Here is a 13,278-nt window from a genome sequence, read left to right on the forward strand (position 1 = left end):
ACATTTATTTCGACTGTTATGGCGCCATCGCGAGCAGGCTCACTCCCACAGGGGGATTGCGTCGATTTTCATGAGGAACCCCGCGTGACGGCCAAACCACAAAGCGCCCTGATATCCCCCTTGCAGACCGCCCGCCGATTGGCCGCCGAGTTTGCCCTGACCGCTGTCGAGCGCGATGAACGTGGCGGTACGCCCAAAGCCGAACGTGATGCCTTGCGCCAAAGCGGTCTGCTCGCGTTAAGCATTCCCACCCAGTACGGCGGACACGGCGCCAGCTGGAGTGACACCCTGAGCATCGTTCGCGAGTTCGCCAAGGTCGACAGTTCAATTGCCCATGTCTTCGGTTTCCATCACCTGATGCTCGCCACCGTGCGCCTGTTCGCCCGGCCCGAACAGTGGCAGCCATGGTTCGAACAGACCGCGCGCAAAAACTGGTTCTGGGGCAACGCCCTGAACCCGCTGGACACCCGCACCGTGGTGAAAAACCTTGGCGGCTGGCGTGAGTTTTCCGGCAAGAAAAGCTTCTGCTCCGGTGCCAGCGATTCGGAAATGCTGATCGCCTCGGCCGTCGACGAAAGCGCTGGCGGCAAGCTGTTGATCGCCGCGATTCCCAGCGGTCGCAGCGGCATCACCTTGCATAACGACTGGAACAACATGGGCCAGCGCCAGACCGACAGCGGCAGCGCGACGTTCGAACGGGTACGGGTCGAAGAGTCGGAATTGCTGCTCGATCCGGGTCCGTTGAGTACGCCATTCGCCTGCCTGCGGCCGTTGATTGCCCAGCTGACCTTCACCCACATGTTTCTCGGCATCGCCGAAGGTGCCTTCGAGGAGGCGCGGCAATACACCCTCACCGAGACCCGTCCGTGGCACAAATCCAGTGCTCAGGATGTGCGTCAGGATCCTTATGTACTCGGCCACTACGGCGAGTTCTGGGTCGCCCTCGAAAGTGTTCGACTGCTGGTGGAGCGCGCTGCCGGGTTGCTCGACAAGGCCTGGGCCAAAGGCCCGAACCTCAGCGCCGAAGAACGTGGACATCTCGCTAACGCCATCGCCACGGCCAAGGTCGCTGCCACCCGCAACGGTCTGGAACTCTGTAGCCGGTTGTTCGAAGTGACCGGCGCCCGTTCAACTCATGCCTCACTGCGACTGGACCGCCACTGGCGCAACCTGCGCACGCAAACCCTGCACGACCCGGTGGACTACAAACTCCATGAACTCGGTGACTGGGCGCTCAACCAGTCCCTGCCGATTCCGACTTTCTATTCATAGCCTTCTATTCATGGAGCCTGCCCATGCAACTGCTGACCTTGCCGCCCTCGCCCGCTCTGGCCACCTCGATCCGCGCCACGGCGCAGGTGTTCGAAGACCCTAAATCCCAGGCCTTGCTCGCCCACATTCAACAAGTCGCACCGAGTGAAGCCAGCGTGCTGATCATCGGCGAAACCGGCACTGGCAAGGAGCTGGTGGCGCGGCATATCCACAACCTCAGTGCTCGGCGCAACCGGCCATTCGTGGCGGTGAACTGCGGCGCGTTCTCCGAATCTTTGGTGGAAGCCGAGTTGTTCGGCCATGAAAAAGGCGCCTTCACCGGGGCGCTGAGCGCCAAGGCCGGCTGGTTCGAAGAGGCCGACGGCGGCACGTTGTTCCTCGACGAAATCGGCGATTTGCCGATGGCGATTCAGGTCAAGTTATTGCGGGTGTTGCAGGAGCGCGAAGTGGTGCGACTGGGTTCGCGCAAGAGCATTCCGATCAATGTGCGAGTGCTGGCCGCGACCAACGTACAACTGGAGAAAGCCATCAACGCCGGTCATTTCCGCGAGGATTTGTACTACCGCCTCGACGTGGTCAGCCTGGAACTGAGCCCGCTGCGCGACCGCCCCGGCGACATCCTGCCGCTGACCCGACACTTCGTCGAAGCCTACAGCCAGCGCCTCGGCTACGGCGCCATCACCATCAGCAAAGACGCTGAACTGAAACTGCGCAGCTACAGCTGGCCGGGCAACATCCGTGAACTGGAAAACGTCATTCACCACACCCTGCTGATCTGCCGAAACGGCGTGATCGAACGCGACGATTTGCGCCTGTCGAACATGCGCATCGAGCGTCAGGACGATTACCACAGCACCGTCGACGACTCACCAGAAGCCCTGCTCGATCGAGCCTTTCAAAAACTTTTCGAAGAGCAGGCCGGAGCGCTGCACGAGAAAGTCGAAGACGCGTTGCTGCGGGCGGCCTATCGATTCAGCCATTACAACCAGGTGCATACCGCTGCGCTGCTGGGCTTGAGCCGCAACGTAACCCGCACACGACTGATCAAGATTGGCGAACTGGCGGTGAACAAACGCCGGCCCACGGAAAACCTTCAGGGCGAGCGTGTCATGCAGCTGTCGATCTAACTCACCAGATTGCAGTGCAGCGCGTTGTCGTGGCTGCGTTCCAGGCTGTGCAGCACCTGGAACGAGCCGAAGGTCACGGTTTTCGCCTGATGGGCGCGGATCAGTTGCCAGAAATCCTGCTCGCCGCTTTCAAAGCTTTGAAACGCGGCTTCTCCCGCCTCGCGTGTTTGCCATTGCAGGTAGTTGAGCACCCGCCGGCCATCGTCGCTGGCCTGGATGCTGGCACTCAAAAAACCTGTGAAGTCCTGGGCCAGACGTTCGGTCTGCTTCGACAGTGCCGACACCAGTGCGGGCTGTTGATGGGGTTCGATCTCGAATTCGATCAATTGGGTGAAGCTGCGATTTTTCTCTGACGCTTGCATGAAGAGTCCCCACTGACTTGTAAGCCGGATCTTGCGATCTGAAGGCCTGCAGGGTAAAACCTCGAGTTAACTTGAGGTCAAGGGGCATTTTTTAAATGATCACCTCGGAAAATCTGCACAAGGAACTCACCGTCGGCCAAGTGGCTGCGCGCAGCGGCGTCGCGGTCACGGCGCTGCACTTTTACGAAGCCAAGGGTTTGATCAAAAGTAATCGCAACCAGGGCAACCAGCGGCGTTATCCACGGGAAGTGTTGCGGCGGGTGGCGTTGATCAAAGTCGCTCAGCGATTGGGCATTCCGTTGGCGGAGATTGGCGAGGCATTGAAATCGCTGCCGGACAATCGGGCGCCGACGGCGGCGGACTGGAAGGTGTTGTCGGCGCAGTGGAGTCGGGATCTGGATGAGCGGATCAATCAACTGACCTTGCTGCGGGACAAGCTCAATGGCTGCATTGGCTGTGGGTGTCTGTCGATGGAGGCATGCCCGTTGCGCAATTTTGGCGATGTGCTCGGGGAGCGAGGGCCGGGGGCGCAGCTCCTTTAATGATCGTTCCCACGCGTGATGCAGCCGCGGGCGGTGATCTTTTTTTGTGAACTTGGCGAATGCCGAGGATCAAAATCAAGACATCGCCATTTTTGGCAGCACCTACACTTGAGGGTCCTGCTGAAAAGCGGCGAAGTGAAATCTTCCATCTACAAAAAAATCAGGGAGAACCATCATGAGCGTCAAACCTATTCCAGAGGGTTATCACAGCATCACCCCGTATCTGGGCATTCAAAAAGCGGCGGAAGCCATCGAGTTTTACAAGAAAGCCTTTGGCGCCACCGAAGTCATGCGCCTGTCCATGCCCGATGGCGGCATCGGTCACGCCGAACTGCGCATCGGCGATTGCCCGATCATGCTTGGCACGCCGTGCGATCAGGGCCCGCTGAGCAATCCGGACAAGTCGCCGTCCGTGGGGCTGCATCTGTATGTGAACGATGTGGACACGTCTTTTAAACAGGCGATTGCCGCTGGCGGCACGGTGGTGTCCGAGGTCAAGGATCAGTTTTATGGCGACCGCTCGGGGACCTTGAAGGATCCCTACGGGCATCTGTGGTTTCTGGCCACGCGCAAGGAAGATCTGACTCAGGAGCAGATCGAGCAGCGGGCGCAGGAGATGTTCAAGCAGGGTTGAAATCTTCGGTGCCTGATCTGGCCTCATCGTCGGAACGCCGCCCGGAGCAAGCTCGCTCCCACATGGGATCTTCTGCGAACACATTATGTGTGAACACCCAAGATCTCCTGTGGGAGCGAGCCTGCTCGCGATAGCGTTGGGTCAGTCAACATCAATGTTGAATGACAGGAAGCAATCGTCGGAACGCCGCCCGGAGCAAGCTTTGCTCCTACAGAAACCAGCCAAACGATATCGCGAAACATTTTCTTTCATATCCCCCTTCGGGATTTTCGATGCTCATCCGTCTTATTTAGATGCAGTCGGCCCGCGTAGGCAAAAGCCACGGCTCGGCCCTCCATGGACCTCATCGCTGCGAAGCCCGCAGCAGAGGCCCACTCATCGAAACAAGACCTTTAATCATGTCGAAGAAATCCCGTTCAAAACTCTGGTTTCTGGTCCATAGCTGGCTGGCATTGCCGATCTGGTTTTTCGTACTGATCGTCTGCGTGACCGGCACCCTGGCGGTGGTCAGCCAGGAAATCGTCTGGCTGGCCAACCCGCAAATGCGCGCCAGCCAACCCTCGGACGATGCGCCGCTGCTCAGTTATGACCAGATCATCGCCGCCATCAAGAAGGCTGAGCCCAACACCCTGGTTGAGGCCATCAGCCGACCCGATGAATCGCACTTCGCCCTCGATGTGGACGTCAGCTACCCCGACGGTCGCTCGGTGACGGTTTACGTCAATCCCTACAGCGGCGTGATTCAGGGCACGGCCCCACAATTCAATTTCAAGGCGTTTACCCGCGCACTGCATGGCTGGTGGCTGGTGCCCTTCACCAACGGTTACAGCTGGGGCTGGTACCTGGTGTCATTCCTGAGCCTGCCGCTGCTGGCGTCGTTGGTCACCGGGCTGGTGGTCTACAAGCGCTTCTGGAAAGGTTTCTTGCGACCGACGTTGCGCATTCGCCACGGTGCACGGATTTTCTGGGGCGACTTTCACCGCCTCAGCGGCATCTGGTCGATCTGGTTTATCGCGGTGATTTCCATCACCAGCACTTGGTTTCTGATTCAGGCGTTCATGTTCGATAACCAGATTTCGATCAGCACCGCGCCGGTCGCTGCCGTGGTCCCGCGTGAAAGCGTCCCGCTGACTGCCGACGGTTCGCCAGCGCCGATGATCAGTCTGGAGACGGCCATTCGCGAAGCCAAGGAACGTATTCCCGGACTGGACGACAGCTTTGTCAGCCTGCCCGCCAATGCCTATAGCTACCTCTCGGTAGGCGGACGCAGTTGGTATCCGCTGATGTTCCAGACCGCCGATATCAACCCGTATACCGGCGACATCGCCGCCACCCGCCTGTTGTCGGACCGTTCCGGCCTGGAACTGGTGACCGAATCCATGCGTCCTCTGCACACCGGGGATTTCGGCGGCATCTGGATCAAACTGATCTGGTTCTTCTTCGGCCTGATCCTGAGCATGATGGTCCTCAGCGGCCTGTTGATCTGGACCAAGCGCACGGCCCTCGCCACGGCTAATGCCCTCAAACGCAGCAACAAACGCCCGCGCAGTCAGACCGCTCCGGCCGCGAGCCATGAAACCACGGAGGTCAGCCAATGAGTCTGTTCATCGCTGATAAACCGGCATCGAAACTGAGTCGTTTCTGGCACAAATGGCGCTTCCACATCAACGTTCTGCTGTTGCTGGTACCGCTGGGTTTTATGCCCAAGTACTTTGCCGACGCTGCGCTGTTTCGCGGTGACACCGGCCTGGGTGAGCGGGAAATCGGCGAGGTTCAGGTCGGCCCCTGGAGCCTGCGCCTGGCCGAATTGCGCAACGAAGCGCCGACCCTCGATGGTCCGGCCGGTTACATGAAGAACTTCAACGCGGCGCTGTGCGACAGCTGCCGCGATCAGGTCAAGGCGACGTACCTGCGCATTGGCAAACCGCGCAGCCTGCGCGCTGCCGGGGTGATTTTCTTCGGCACGCTGTACCGCATGGGCGCGATGTTGCCGATCCCCGAGAAGACCAAAGCCGACGCCGAGCTGTGGATCACCATGGAAGGCTGGGACGGCGCCATGCATCAGGCCTCCATCCCCCTGAGCCAGGCATCCCCGGCCACCCTCGCCTGGCTGAACCAACAAGGAGGCAAACCATGATCAACGCTCTACGTCCTCTGAGCGCCGTAGTGCTGGTGCTCTGCGCCGGCTTCAGCGCCAGCGCCCTGGCCCACAACCCGATGTGTGAATGCAAAGCCATCGACGCCGAGCAGATCAAATGCACCGGTGGTTTCTCCGACGGCAGCGGCGCGCCAGGGGTGACCCTGGACGTGATCGGCTACGACGAAACCATCCTGGTGCCGGGCAAGCTCGGCGCCGATTCGACCCTGACTTTCAAGAAACCGGGCGCCGAGTTCTACGTGCTGTTCGATGCCGGTCCCGGTCACGTCGTCGAGATTGACCAAGCGGACATCGAAGCCCCATGAGTACGCCGACCACGCAAATCGTCCGCCCGGCCGGTGCCGGCCATGAAACCCTTTACGTGTTGCTGTTGTGCCTGATGATCCTCGCGGTTGCCGGCTCGGTGGTCGCCTGGCGCGGTGAGCCTCAGGAAGTCAGCAGCGTTGGCAGCCATCAACTGGACGCCCGCCGTGACTTGAGTGCGTCCGAGCAAGGCATCTATGCCGACCTGCGGGTGACGCTCGACGAAATTCACCTGCTGCGTCAGGAGCAACAAGCGCTACCCGCCCCCGCAGCCCTCGCCGATGAAGGTTTTGCACCGTTCGCCCAGGACGCCAGTTCCGTCAGCCGTGGCGGTCATGCCTGGCAATTGCTCGACGCCAAGGCTTACTTCGGCCAGAGCCAGACGCCCACCGTGGCGGGTTCGTTTCTGATGCGCTTGACCGCTGACGACGATGCTCCGGACGTCTGGCTCAACCGCGGCAACGCCCTCGCTGCCCCGACCGACCTCACCGACGCCGCGCTGGAAAGCGCCGGCTGGCAGCAGATAGTCGCGCAATTCGATGCCGGCGTGACCCGCCAGCACCGGCACTGAACCCTCGCCTTCACCCGAGAGAAGACCGCTTTCCCATGCCTATTTCATCTCAACGTTCTTTCTTGCGCCTGATGTTGGTCGGTTTACTGGCTTGTCTGCTGGCCCCGCTGGCCAGTGCTGACGAGGCCAAGCGCCTGCGCATCGGCATCACCCTGCACCCTTATTACAGCTACGTGGCGAACATCGTCGGTGACAAGGCCGAGGTGGTGCCGCTGATTCCCGCCGGTTTCAACCCGCATGCCTACGAGCCGCGCGCCGAAGACATCAAGCGCATCAGCGGTCTGGACGTGATCGTGCTCAACGGCGTCGGCCATGACGACTTCGCCGACCGCATGATCGCCGCCAGCGAAACCCCGAACGTCCCGGTGATCGAAGCCAACGAAAACGTGCCGTTGCTGGCCGCCACCGGCGTCGCCGCTCGTGGCGCCGGCAAGGTCGTAAACCCGCATACGTTCCTGTCGATCAGCGCCTCGATTGCCCAGGTCAACAACATCGCCCGGGAACTGGGCAAGCTCGACCCGGCCAACGCCAAGACCTACACCCAAAACGCCCGCGCCTACGGCAAACGCCTGCGGCAGATGCGCGCCGACGCCCTGGCGAAACTGACCCAGGCACCGAACGCCGAACTGCGGGTGGCCACGGTTCACGCGGCATACGACTATTTGCTGCGTGAATTCGGCCTGGAAGTGACGGCCGTCGTCGAACCGGCCCACGGCATCGAACCGAGCCCGAGCCAGCTGAAAAAGACCATCGATCAACTGCGGGAACTGGACGTGAAGGTGATCTTCTCGGAGATGGATTTCCCGTCCACCTACGTCGAGACCATCCAGCGTGAATCCGGGGTGAAGCTGTACCCGCTGTCGCACATTTCCTATGGCGAATACACCGCCGACAAGTATGAAAAGGAAATGACCGGCAACCTCAACACCGTGGTCCGGGCGATTCAGGAGTCGGGTAAATGACGGCGAAAGAAACCATCAGCACACAAAACCCCATCCTGAAGGAATCTGAATCCCCTGTGGGAGCGAGCTTGCTCGCGAAGAGGGAGTGTCAATCGACATCAATATTGACTGACCCACCGCAATCGCGAGCAGGCTCACTCCCACAGGTTTGCGGGCCGACACTGGATTTTGCGGAGGTCAGTTTGACCCTCGGGCGCACAACGATCCTCGACAACGTCACGTTCCAGGTCCAGCCCGGCAGCGTGCATGCGCTGGTCGGCCCCAACGGCGGCGGCAAGAGTTCGCTGATCAAGACCCTGCTCGGGCAGATGCCGCATCAGGGCCGTCTGAGCCTGCAATGGCCCGGCACACCTGGGACCATTGGTTACGTGCCTCAAGCGCTCGAATTCGATCGGGGTTTGCCAATGACCGTCGACGATTTCATGGCCGCGATGTGTCAGCGGCGACCGGCGTTTCTCGGGTTGAGCAAGCACTACGCGGCCGCGATTGGCGAAGCGCTGGAGCGGGTCGACATGCAGGACAAACGCAAGCGGCGCATGGGTGCGTTGTCCGGCGGTGAGCGTCAGCGGGTGTTGCTGGCTCAAGGGTTGATTCCGGCGCCGCAATTGTTGGTGTTGGATGAACCGATGTCGGCTTTGGATGAGGCGGGAATTCAGGTGTTCGAACGGCTGCTCGGCGACTGGCGCCGGAGCGGCATCACCGTGCTGTGGATCGAACATGATCTGGAAGCGGTTGGACGGCTGGCGGATCGGGTCACAGGGCTTAATCGCCGGGTGCTGTTCGATGCCACGCCGAAACAGGCACTGACTCCGGAACGATTGCTGACCCTGTTCTCGACCCATCCACGGAGCGCTGTCTGATGAGTTATGAAGCCTTTCGTTTGATGGTCCAGGGGTGGGCCTCGTCGGGTTACTTGCCCGAGGCGCTGGCCTATGGATTTGTGGTCAACGCATTGATCGCCGGCTTGCTGATCGGCCCGGTGTTGGGCGGTTTGGGGACGTTGGTGGTGGTCAAGCGCTTCGCGTTTTTCTCCGAAGCGGTGGGCCACGCGGCGCTGACCGGCGTGGCCATCGGCATTCTGCTGGGCGAACCGTACACCGGGCCTTATGGCAGCCTGTTCGGCTACTGCTTGTTGTTCGGCATCTTGCTGAACTACCTGCGTAATCGCACGGGTCTGGCGCCGGATACCTTGATCGGCGTGTTTCTGTCGGTGTCGTTGGCGCTGGGTGCCAGTCTGCTGCTGATTCTGGCGGGCAAGATCAACGTGCACATCCTCGAAAACGTGTTGTTCGGTTCGGTGCTGACCGTCAACGGCAATGACCTGCTGGTATTGGCCATCGTCGGTTCGCTGGTCATGGCGCTGGCCTTGCCGCTGTACAACCGCATCATGCTGGCCAGTTTCAATCCGCAACTGGCGGCGGTCCGTGGCGTGGCGGTGAAGACCCTGGATTATCTGTTTGTGATTCTGGTGACCCTGATCACCGTGGCGGCGGTGAAAGTCATCGGCGCGATTCTGGTCGGCGCCCTGTTGGTGATTCCGGCGGCAGCGGCGCGATTGCTGAGTCAGTCGTTGAAGGGCTTCTTCTGGTGTTCAGTGCTGATCGCCACGGTCAGCACGCTGTGCGGGATCCTTGCGCCGATTGTCTTCGACCTGCCTATCCCGTCCGGCGCCGCGATCATTCTGGTGGCCGGTATCGCCTTCGCCCTCGCCGCCATTGCGCGTGGCGTTGTCCCAAGCCTGAAAGGGAATCTCGGATAAATGTCTTTCTCTCTGCGTCAACTGACCCTGGCCGTAGCCCTGTGCGGGCTGGTCAACACAACCTTTGCCGCTGACAGCGCCAAACCGCTGCGCGTGCTGGCGTCCTTGCCGATCACTTATGGTCTGGGCGAAGTCTTGCTCAAAGGCACCGACGTCCACCTTGAACGGGCCGCGCCGGCGAACCTGCCCGGCAGCCGTCAGACCGCGTACTTCACAGGTCGTGGCGCTCCGGCGCTGGCCAAACTGGCGACCGACGCCGATGCAGTGATTGGTCTGCGTTCGCTGTGGGCGGATGATCCGCTGTACCCGATCTCCCGGCGCAGCAACATCCGCATCGTCGAGGTCGACGCCGCCCGCCCGGTGGACGGCGCCCTGCCCGGCATCGCCGTGCAGCCTGGCAACAAGGTTGATGGGTTGAACAGTCAGCCGTGGTTTTCCAGCAACAACATGGGGCGGATGGCGGACGTGATGGCGGCGGACCTGGTGCGCCTGGCGCCCGAGGCCAAGCCGAAGATCGAGGCTAACCTGGCAGCGCTCAAACAGCGCTTGCTCAAGTTCAGCGCCGACAGCGAAGCGCGATTGGCCAGTGCCGACAACCTCAGTGTGATGAGCCTGAGTGATCACTTTGGCTATCTGATTGGCGGTCTAAACCTGGAGCTGATTGGCCTCGATGCGCGGCCGGATGCCGAGTGGACACCTGAAGCGCTCAAGCAATTGGGTGCGACGCTCAAGGACAATGAGGTGGCGGTGGTGTTGCACCACCGGCAACCGTCGGAAGCGGTGAAAGCGGTGATTGCCGAGGCCGGGAGTCGGTTGGTGGTGTTGAGTGTGGATGCGGCGGATCCGGTGGCCGAGCTGGAAGGGAATGTGGATTTGCTGATCAAGGGGTTGAGCGGGGCGTAACGTCAGTTAGTCCGCGTTATCGTTCTTCGCGAGCAAGCCCGCTCCCACATTGGATTTGCGGCGCGACACAGATCCAATGTGGGAGCGGGCTTGCTCGCGAAGGCGGCCTCACAAACAACACAGATTCCAGACATGAAAAAGCCCGCTGACCGTTATCGGTTCAGCGGGCTTCTTTTTGCGCGGTGACTTAATTCGCCACAGCCGCCTGTTCTTCCATCTTCTGCCGCAAGCTCAACGGGCGCATATCCGTCCAGGTTTCTTCGATGTAAGCCAGGCATTCCTTCTTCAAGCCGCTCTTGCCCACGGTGCGCCAGCCTTCAGGCACGGCTTTGTAGTCGGGCCAGATCGAGTATTGCTCTTCGTGGTTGACCACGACCTGAAAGAGGATGTCCTCGCGGTCGAATACTGAAGTCATGGTGTTTCTCCATCGCTGTAGGGTGGGCTGCACTGCGTGCGCAGCCGTTATGTAGAAGGAACGTGTCAGAGGCTGAAAAATTTAGAGGCAGGCAGTGGCAGCGGCCATGGCCCGGCCGAAAATCTCAGCCACCTGATCGATTTCCGCAGCAGTGATCACCAGTGGCGGCAGGAAACGCACCACGCCGCCATGACGCCCGCCCAGCTCAAGGATCAAGCCGCGCTTGAGGCATTCACGCTGCACCAGCGGCGCCAGACGACCGAAGATCGGCGGATGACCCAAGGCATCCGGCGCGCCCGTCGGATCGACCAACTCGATGCCCAGCATCAAGCCGCGACCGCGAATATCACCCAGTTGCGGGAAGTCCCGTTGCAGGATGCGCAGGTGTTCGCTCAAGCGTTCGCCCATGGCGGCGGCGTGTTCGCAGACCTTGTGTTCGGTCAGGTAACGCATCACCGCAGAACCTGCAGCCATGGCCATCTGATTACCGCGGAAGGTCCCGGCATGGGCGCCCGGCAGCCAGGTGTCGAGCCAGTCACGATAGACCACCACGGCCAGCGGCAAACTGCCGCCGATGGCTTTGGACATGACCACCACGTCGGGAATGATCCCGGCGTGTTCGAAGGCGAACATCTTGCCGGTGCGGGCAAATCCGCTCTGGATTTCATCGACGATCAGCGCCACGCCGGCCTTTTCGGTAATCCGTCGCAGGCCGCGCAGCCAGTCGAGATCGGCCGGAATCACCCCGCCCTCGCCCTGCACCACTTCAACGATCACCGCGGCCGGCAATTGCACGCCAGCCTCGGGATCATTGAGCAGGTTTTCCAGGTAGTTGAGGTTGACCTGCACGCCTTGCGCGCCGCCGAGACCGAACGGGCAGCGATAATCATAGGGATACGGCATGAACTGCACGCCGTTGCTGAGCAAGGCGCCCAAGGGTTTTTTCGGCCCCAGACTGCCCATCAGGCTCAGCGCGCCCTGGCTCATGCCGTGATAACCGCCCTGGAACGACAGCACGGTGCTGCGCCCGGTGGCGGTGCGCACCAGTTTCAGCGCGGCTTCCACCGCGTCGGTGCCGGTCGGGCCGCAGAACTGGATTTTGGCTTCAGCGGCCAATGCCTGTGGTAGCAGACCAAACAGGTCCTGAACGAACTGATCCTTGACCGGGGTGGTCAGGTCGAGGGTGTGCAGGGGCAGTTCATCGGTCAGCACTTGCTGGATCGCTTCGATCACCACCGGATGGTTGTGCCCAAGGGCCAACGTCCCTGCGCCAGCCAGGCAGTCGATGAAACGGCGGCCTTCGACGTCTTCGACATAAATGCCCTTGGCACGCTTGAGGGCCAGGGGAATGCGTCGCGGATAGCTGCGGGCATTCGATTCCTGCTGGTTCTGACGGGCCAGCAGCGGCGATTCGTTGAACTGATAAAGCGTCTCGGTCGGCGCCGGAGTGATCCGGGCCGACTGATCTTCCATAAGGCTGGTAGCGACTGACATCTCTCGACCCCTCAATAAGGTTTTCCTGTTCTGGAAACGCATCAGGGCGCCGAGGATTTAGACCCTCGATCAGCTTTCTATGAAGGGGGTGTCAGCGCTTTGTGCATGGGAATCGCGTGGAGCCCGGCCACGGCGAAGGTTTCAGCACAAGGCTGGTAACCCAGATGACGGTAAAACGCTTCGCTGGTGCGGGTGCTGTTGAGTCGTGCCTGGCGCAAACCCTGATCGGTCAGCCAGTCTTCGAGGTCGCGCACCAGCGCTTGCCCGGCCCCGCGACGAAACCATTCCGGTTGCACATAACAGAACGCGACCTTGCCGCTGATCGCAGCCATCGCGACGCCGACCGGTTTGTCCTGCAACAGGGCGATGTTCAGGTACAACCGCTCGTCGGTCAGCCAGGGCTGCACGTGTTCGATGGTTTTGTTGTGGGTCCAGGTGGCGACGGTGAGCGGATCGTTGCGATGGTCGAGCGCGCAACCCACGCGAATGGAGCGCTCGACGATCCGGCTGATGATGCCGGCGTCGGCAGGGGTTGCCTTGCAGATTTGTAAGGGGGAATCCATGGCGCTGTTACCTCAATCCATTGAGAAAAAGCTGCCGGGGACGATAGCGCTGTGGCGAGTGGGTGGCTAATGGAGAGACGTTACATTTGGTGTGCCTGCAGAATCCCCCCCTCACCCTAACCCTCTCCCCAGGGGGCGAGGGGACTGACCGAGGTGGTCTTAGAGCTACATCGACCTGAAAATCCGAGTCGAACTCAGTTTTTGAAAAGCATG

General features: G+C 60.8%; 16 protein-coding genes. 12 read left to right on the forward strand and 4 right to left on the reverse strand.

Annotated features, from left to right (window positions below):
- Positions 1 to 84: 84 nt before the first annotated feature.
- Together ACMXYJ_RS24925 and ACMXYJ_RS24930 are read left to right on the forward strand one after the other, a co-directional pair.
- The gene (locus ACMXYJ_RS24925) at positions 85 to 1,272 is read left to right on the forward strand and encodes an acyl-CoA dehydrogenase family protein (RefSeq protein WP_415757333.1); all 1,188 of its coding nucleotides are present in this window, start codon (positions 85 to 87) and stop codon (positions 1,270 to 1,272) included.
- A 23-nt stretch (positions 1,273 to 1,295) separates the two neighbouring features.
- Complete coding sequence (locus ACMXYJ_RS24930) at positions 1,296 to 2,399, forward strand: sigma-54 interaction domain-containing protein (protein ID WP_415757334.1); 1,104 nt, start codon at positions 1,296 to 1,298, stop codon at positions 2,397 to 2,399.
- Here the strand turns inward: ACMXYJ_RS24930 and ACMXYJ_RS24935 are convergent.
- A complete protein-coding gene (locus tag ACMXYJ_RS24935; RefSeq protein ID WP_415757335.1) occupies positions 2,396 to 2,761 on the reverse strand; it encodes an antibiotic biosynthesis monooxygenase in 366 nt (121 codons plus the stop codon). The genes ACMXYJ_RS24930 and ACMXYJ_RS24935 overlap by 4 nt on opposite strands.
- A gap of 95 nt (positions 2,762 to 2,856) precedes the next feature.
- Here ACMXYJ_RS24935 and soxR point away from each other — a divergent pair, with 95 nt between their 5' ends.
- The 10 genes from soxR to ACMXYJ_RS24985 all read left to right on the forward strand — a co-directional run bounded on the left by soxR (position 2,857) and on the right by ACMXYJ_RS24985 (position 10,593).
- On the forward strand, positions 2,857 to 3,303 hold the full coding sequence (gene soxR, locus ACMXYJ_RS24940; protein ID WP_415757336.1) for a redox-sensitive transcriptional activator SoxR: 447 nt from the start codon (positions 2,857 to 2,859) through the stop codon (positions 3,301 to 3,303).
- A gap of 175 nt (positions 3,304 to 3,478) precedes the next feature.
- Positions 3,479 to 3,937, forward strand: a complete 459-nt coding sequence (locus tag ACMXYJ_RS24945; protein WP_415757337.1) for a VOC family protein — start codon at positions 3,479 to 3,481, stop codon at positions 3,935 to 3,937.
- Between the two features lie 398 nt (positions 3,938 to 4,335).
- A complete protein-coding gene (locus ACMXYJ_RS24950) occupies positions 4,336 to 5,535 on the forward strand; it encodes a PepSY-associated TM helix domain-containing protein (RefSeq protein ID WP_415757338.1) in 1,200 nt (399 codons plus the stop codon).
- Complete coding sequence (locus tag ACMXYJ_RS24955; RefSeq protein WP_415757339.1) at positions 5,532 to 6,074, forward strand: thiamine pyrophosphate-binding protein; 543 nt, start codon at positions 5,532 to 5,534, stop codon at positions 6,072 to 6,074. The genes ACMXYJ_RS24950 and ACMXYJ_RS24955 overlap by 4 nt, the downstream gene beginning before the upstream one ends.
- Entirely contained in the window at positions 6,071 to 6,400 is a 330-nt protein-coding gene (locus ACMXYJ_RS24960; RefSeq protein WP_415757340.1) for a hypothetical protein, read from the forward strand. Before ACMXYJ_RS24955 ends, ACMXYJ_RS24960 begins: the two co-directional genes overlap by 4 nt.
- Complete coding sequence (locus ACMXYJ_RS24965; RefSeq protein ID WP_415757341.1) at positions 6,397 to 6,969, forward strand: DUF6162 family protein; 573 nt, start codon at positions 6,397 to 6,399, stop codon at positions 6,967 to 6,969. Before ACMXYJ_RS24960 ends, ACMXYJ_RS24965 begins: the two co-directional genes overlap by 4 nt.
- Before the next feature lie 35 nt (positions 6,970 to 7,004).
- A complete protein-coding gene (locus tag ACMXYJ_RS24970; RefSeq protein WP_415757342.1) occupies positions 7,005 to 7,931 on the forward strand; it encodes a metal ABC transporter substrate-binding protein in 927 nt (308 codons plus the stop codon).
- Positions 7,928 to 8,791: a metal ABC transporter ATP-binding protein gene (locus ACMXYJ_RS24975; RefSeq protein ID WP_415757343.1), complete on the forward strand. Its 864-nt coding sequence runs from the start codon at positions 7,928 to 7,930 to the stop codon at positions 8,789 to 8,791. Before ACMXYJ_RS24970 ends, ACMXYJ_RS24975 begins: the two co-directional genes overlap by 4 nt.
- On the forward strand, positions 8,791 to 9,690 hold the full coding sequence (locus ACMXYJ_RS24980; protein ID WP_415757344.1) for a metal ABC transporter permease: 900 nt from the start codon (positions 8,791 to 8,793) through the stop codon (positions 9,688 to 9,690). The genes ACMXYJ_RS24975 and ACMXYJ_RS24980 overlap by 1 nt, the downstream gene beginning before the upstream one ends.
- Positions 9,691 to 10,593 (forward strand): metal ABC transporter substrate-binding protein, encoded by a 903-nt coding sequence (locus ACMXYJ_RS24985; RefSeq protein ID WP_415757345.1) that lies wholly within the window; start codon positions 9,691 to 9,693, stop codon positions 10,591 to 10,593. It abuts the gene before it with no gap.
- 187 nt (positions 10,594 to 10,780) lie between these two features.
- On the opposite strand, the gene ACMXYJ_RS24990 is transcribed toward ACMXYJ_RS24985, so the two are convergent.
- The 3 genes from ACMXYJ_RS24990 to ACMXYJ_RS25000 form a co-directional block, all read right to left on the reverse strand.
- Positions 10,781 to 11,008 (reverse strand): MbtH family protein, encoded by a 228-nt coding sequence (locus tag ACMXYJ_RS24990; protein WP_415757346.1) that lies wholly within the window; start codon positions 11,006 to 11,008, stop codon positions 10,781 to 10,783.
- 81 nt (positions 11,009 to 11,089) lie between these two features.
- Positions 11,090 to 12,502, reverse strand: coding sequence for an aspartate aminotransferase family protein (locus ACMXYJ_RS24995; RefSeq protein ID WP_415757347.1), 1,413 nt, complete (start codon positions 12,500 to 12,502; stop codon positions 11,090 to 11,092).
- 77 nt (positions 12,503 to 12,579) lie between these two features.
- Positions 12,580 to 13,065 carry a GNAT family N-acetyltransferase gene (locus ACMXYJ_RS25000; RefSeq protein WP_415757348.1) on the reverse strand — a complete coding sequence of 162 codons (486 nt, stop codon included), beginning with the start codon at positions 13,063 to 13,065 and terminating at the stop codon, positions 12,580 to 12,582.
- Positions 13,066 to 13,278: the final 213 nt, after the last annotated feature.

The organism is Pseudomonas arabinosi, assembly GCF_047758675.1.
Lineage (GTDB): Bacteria > Pseudomonadota > Gammaproteobacteria > Pseudomonadales > Pseudomonadaceae > Aquipseudomonas > Aquipseudomonas arabinosi.

Bases quoted from the DNA above. Each gene is read 5' to 3' on its own strand.
- soxR (WP_415757336.1), top strand. From the start codon at position 2,857: ATGATCACCTCGGAAAATCTGCACAAGGAACTCACCGTCGGCCAAGTG.
- ACMXYJ_RS24945 (WP_415757337.1), top strand. From the start codon at position 3,479: ATGAGCGTCAAACCTATTCCAGAGGGTTATCACAGCATCACCCCGTAT.
- ACMXYJ_RS24995 (WP_415757347.1), bottom strand. From the start codon at position 12,502: ATGTCAGTCGCTACCAGCCTTATGGAAGATCAGTCGGCCCGGATCACT.
- ACMXYJ_RS24990 (WP_415757346.1), bottom strand. From the start codon at position 11,008: ATGACTTCAGTATTCGACCGCGAGGACATCCTCTTTCAGGTCGTGGTC.
- ACMXYJ_RS24965 (WP_415757341.1), top strand. From the start codon at position 6,397: ATGAGTACGCCGACCACGCAAATCGTCCGCCCGGCCGGTGCCGGCCAT.
- ACMXYJ_RS24960 (WP_415757340.1), top strand. From the start codon at position 6,071: ATGATCAACGCTCTACGTCCTCTGAGCGCCGTAGTGCTGGTGCTCTGC.
- ACMXYJ_RS24930 (WP_415757334.1), top strand. From the start codon at position 1,296: ATGCAACTGCTGACCTTGCCGCCCTCGCCCGCTCTGGCCACCTCGATC.
- ACMXYJ_RS24975 (WP_415757343.1), top strand. From the start codon at position 7,928: ATGACGGCGAAAGAAACCATCAGCACACAAAACCCCATCCTGAAGGAA.
- ACMXYJ_RS24970 (WP_415757342.1), top strand. From the start codon at position 7,005: ATGCCTATTTCATCTCAACGTTCTTTCTTGCGCCTGATGTTGGTCGGT.
- ACMXYJ_RS24980 (WP_415757344.1), top strand. From the start codon at position 8,791: ATGAGTTATGAAGCCTTTCGTTTGATGGTCCAGGGGTGGGCCTCGTCG.
- ACMXYJ_RS24935 (WP_415757335.1), bottom strand. From the start codon at position 2,761: ATGCAAGCGTCAGAGAAAAATCGCAGCTTCACCCAATTGATCGAATTC.
- ACMXYJ_RS25000 (WP_415757348.1), bottom strand. From the start codon at position 13,065: ATGGATTCCCCCTTACAAATCTGCAAGGCAACCCCTGCCGACGCCGGC.
- ACMXYJ_RS24950 (WP_415757338.1), top strand. From the start codon at position 4,336: ATGTCGAAGAAATCCCGTTCAAAACTCTGGTTTCTGGTCCATAGCTGG.
- ACMXYJ_RS24985 (WP_415757345.1), top strand. From the start codon at position 9,691: ATGTCTTTCTCTCTGCGTCAACTGACCCTGGCCGTAGCCCTGTGCGGG.
- ACMXYJ_RS24955 (WP_415757339.1), top strand. From the start codon at position 5,532: ATGAGTCTGTTCATCGCTGATAAACCGGCATCGAAACTGAGTCGTTTC.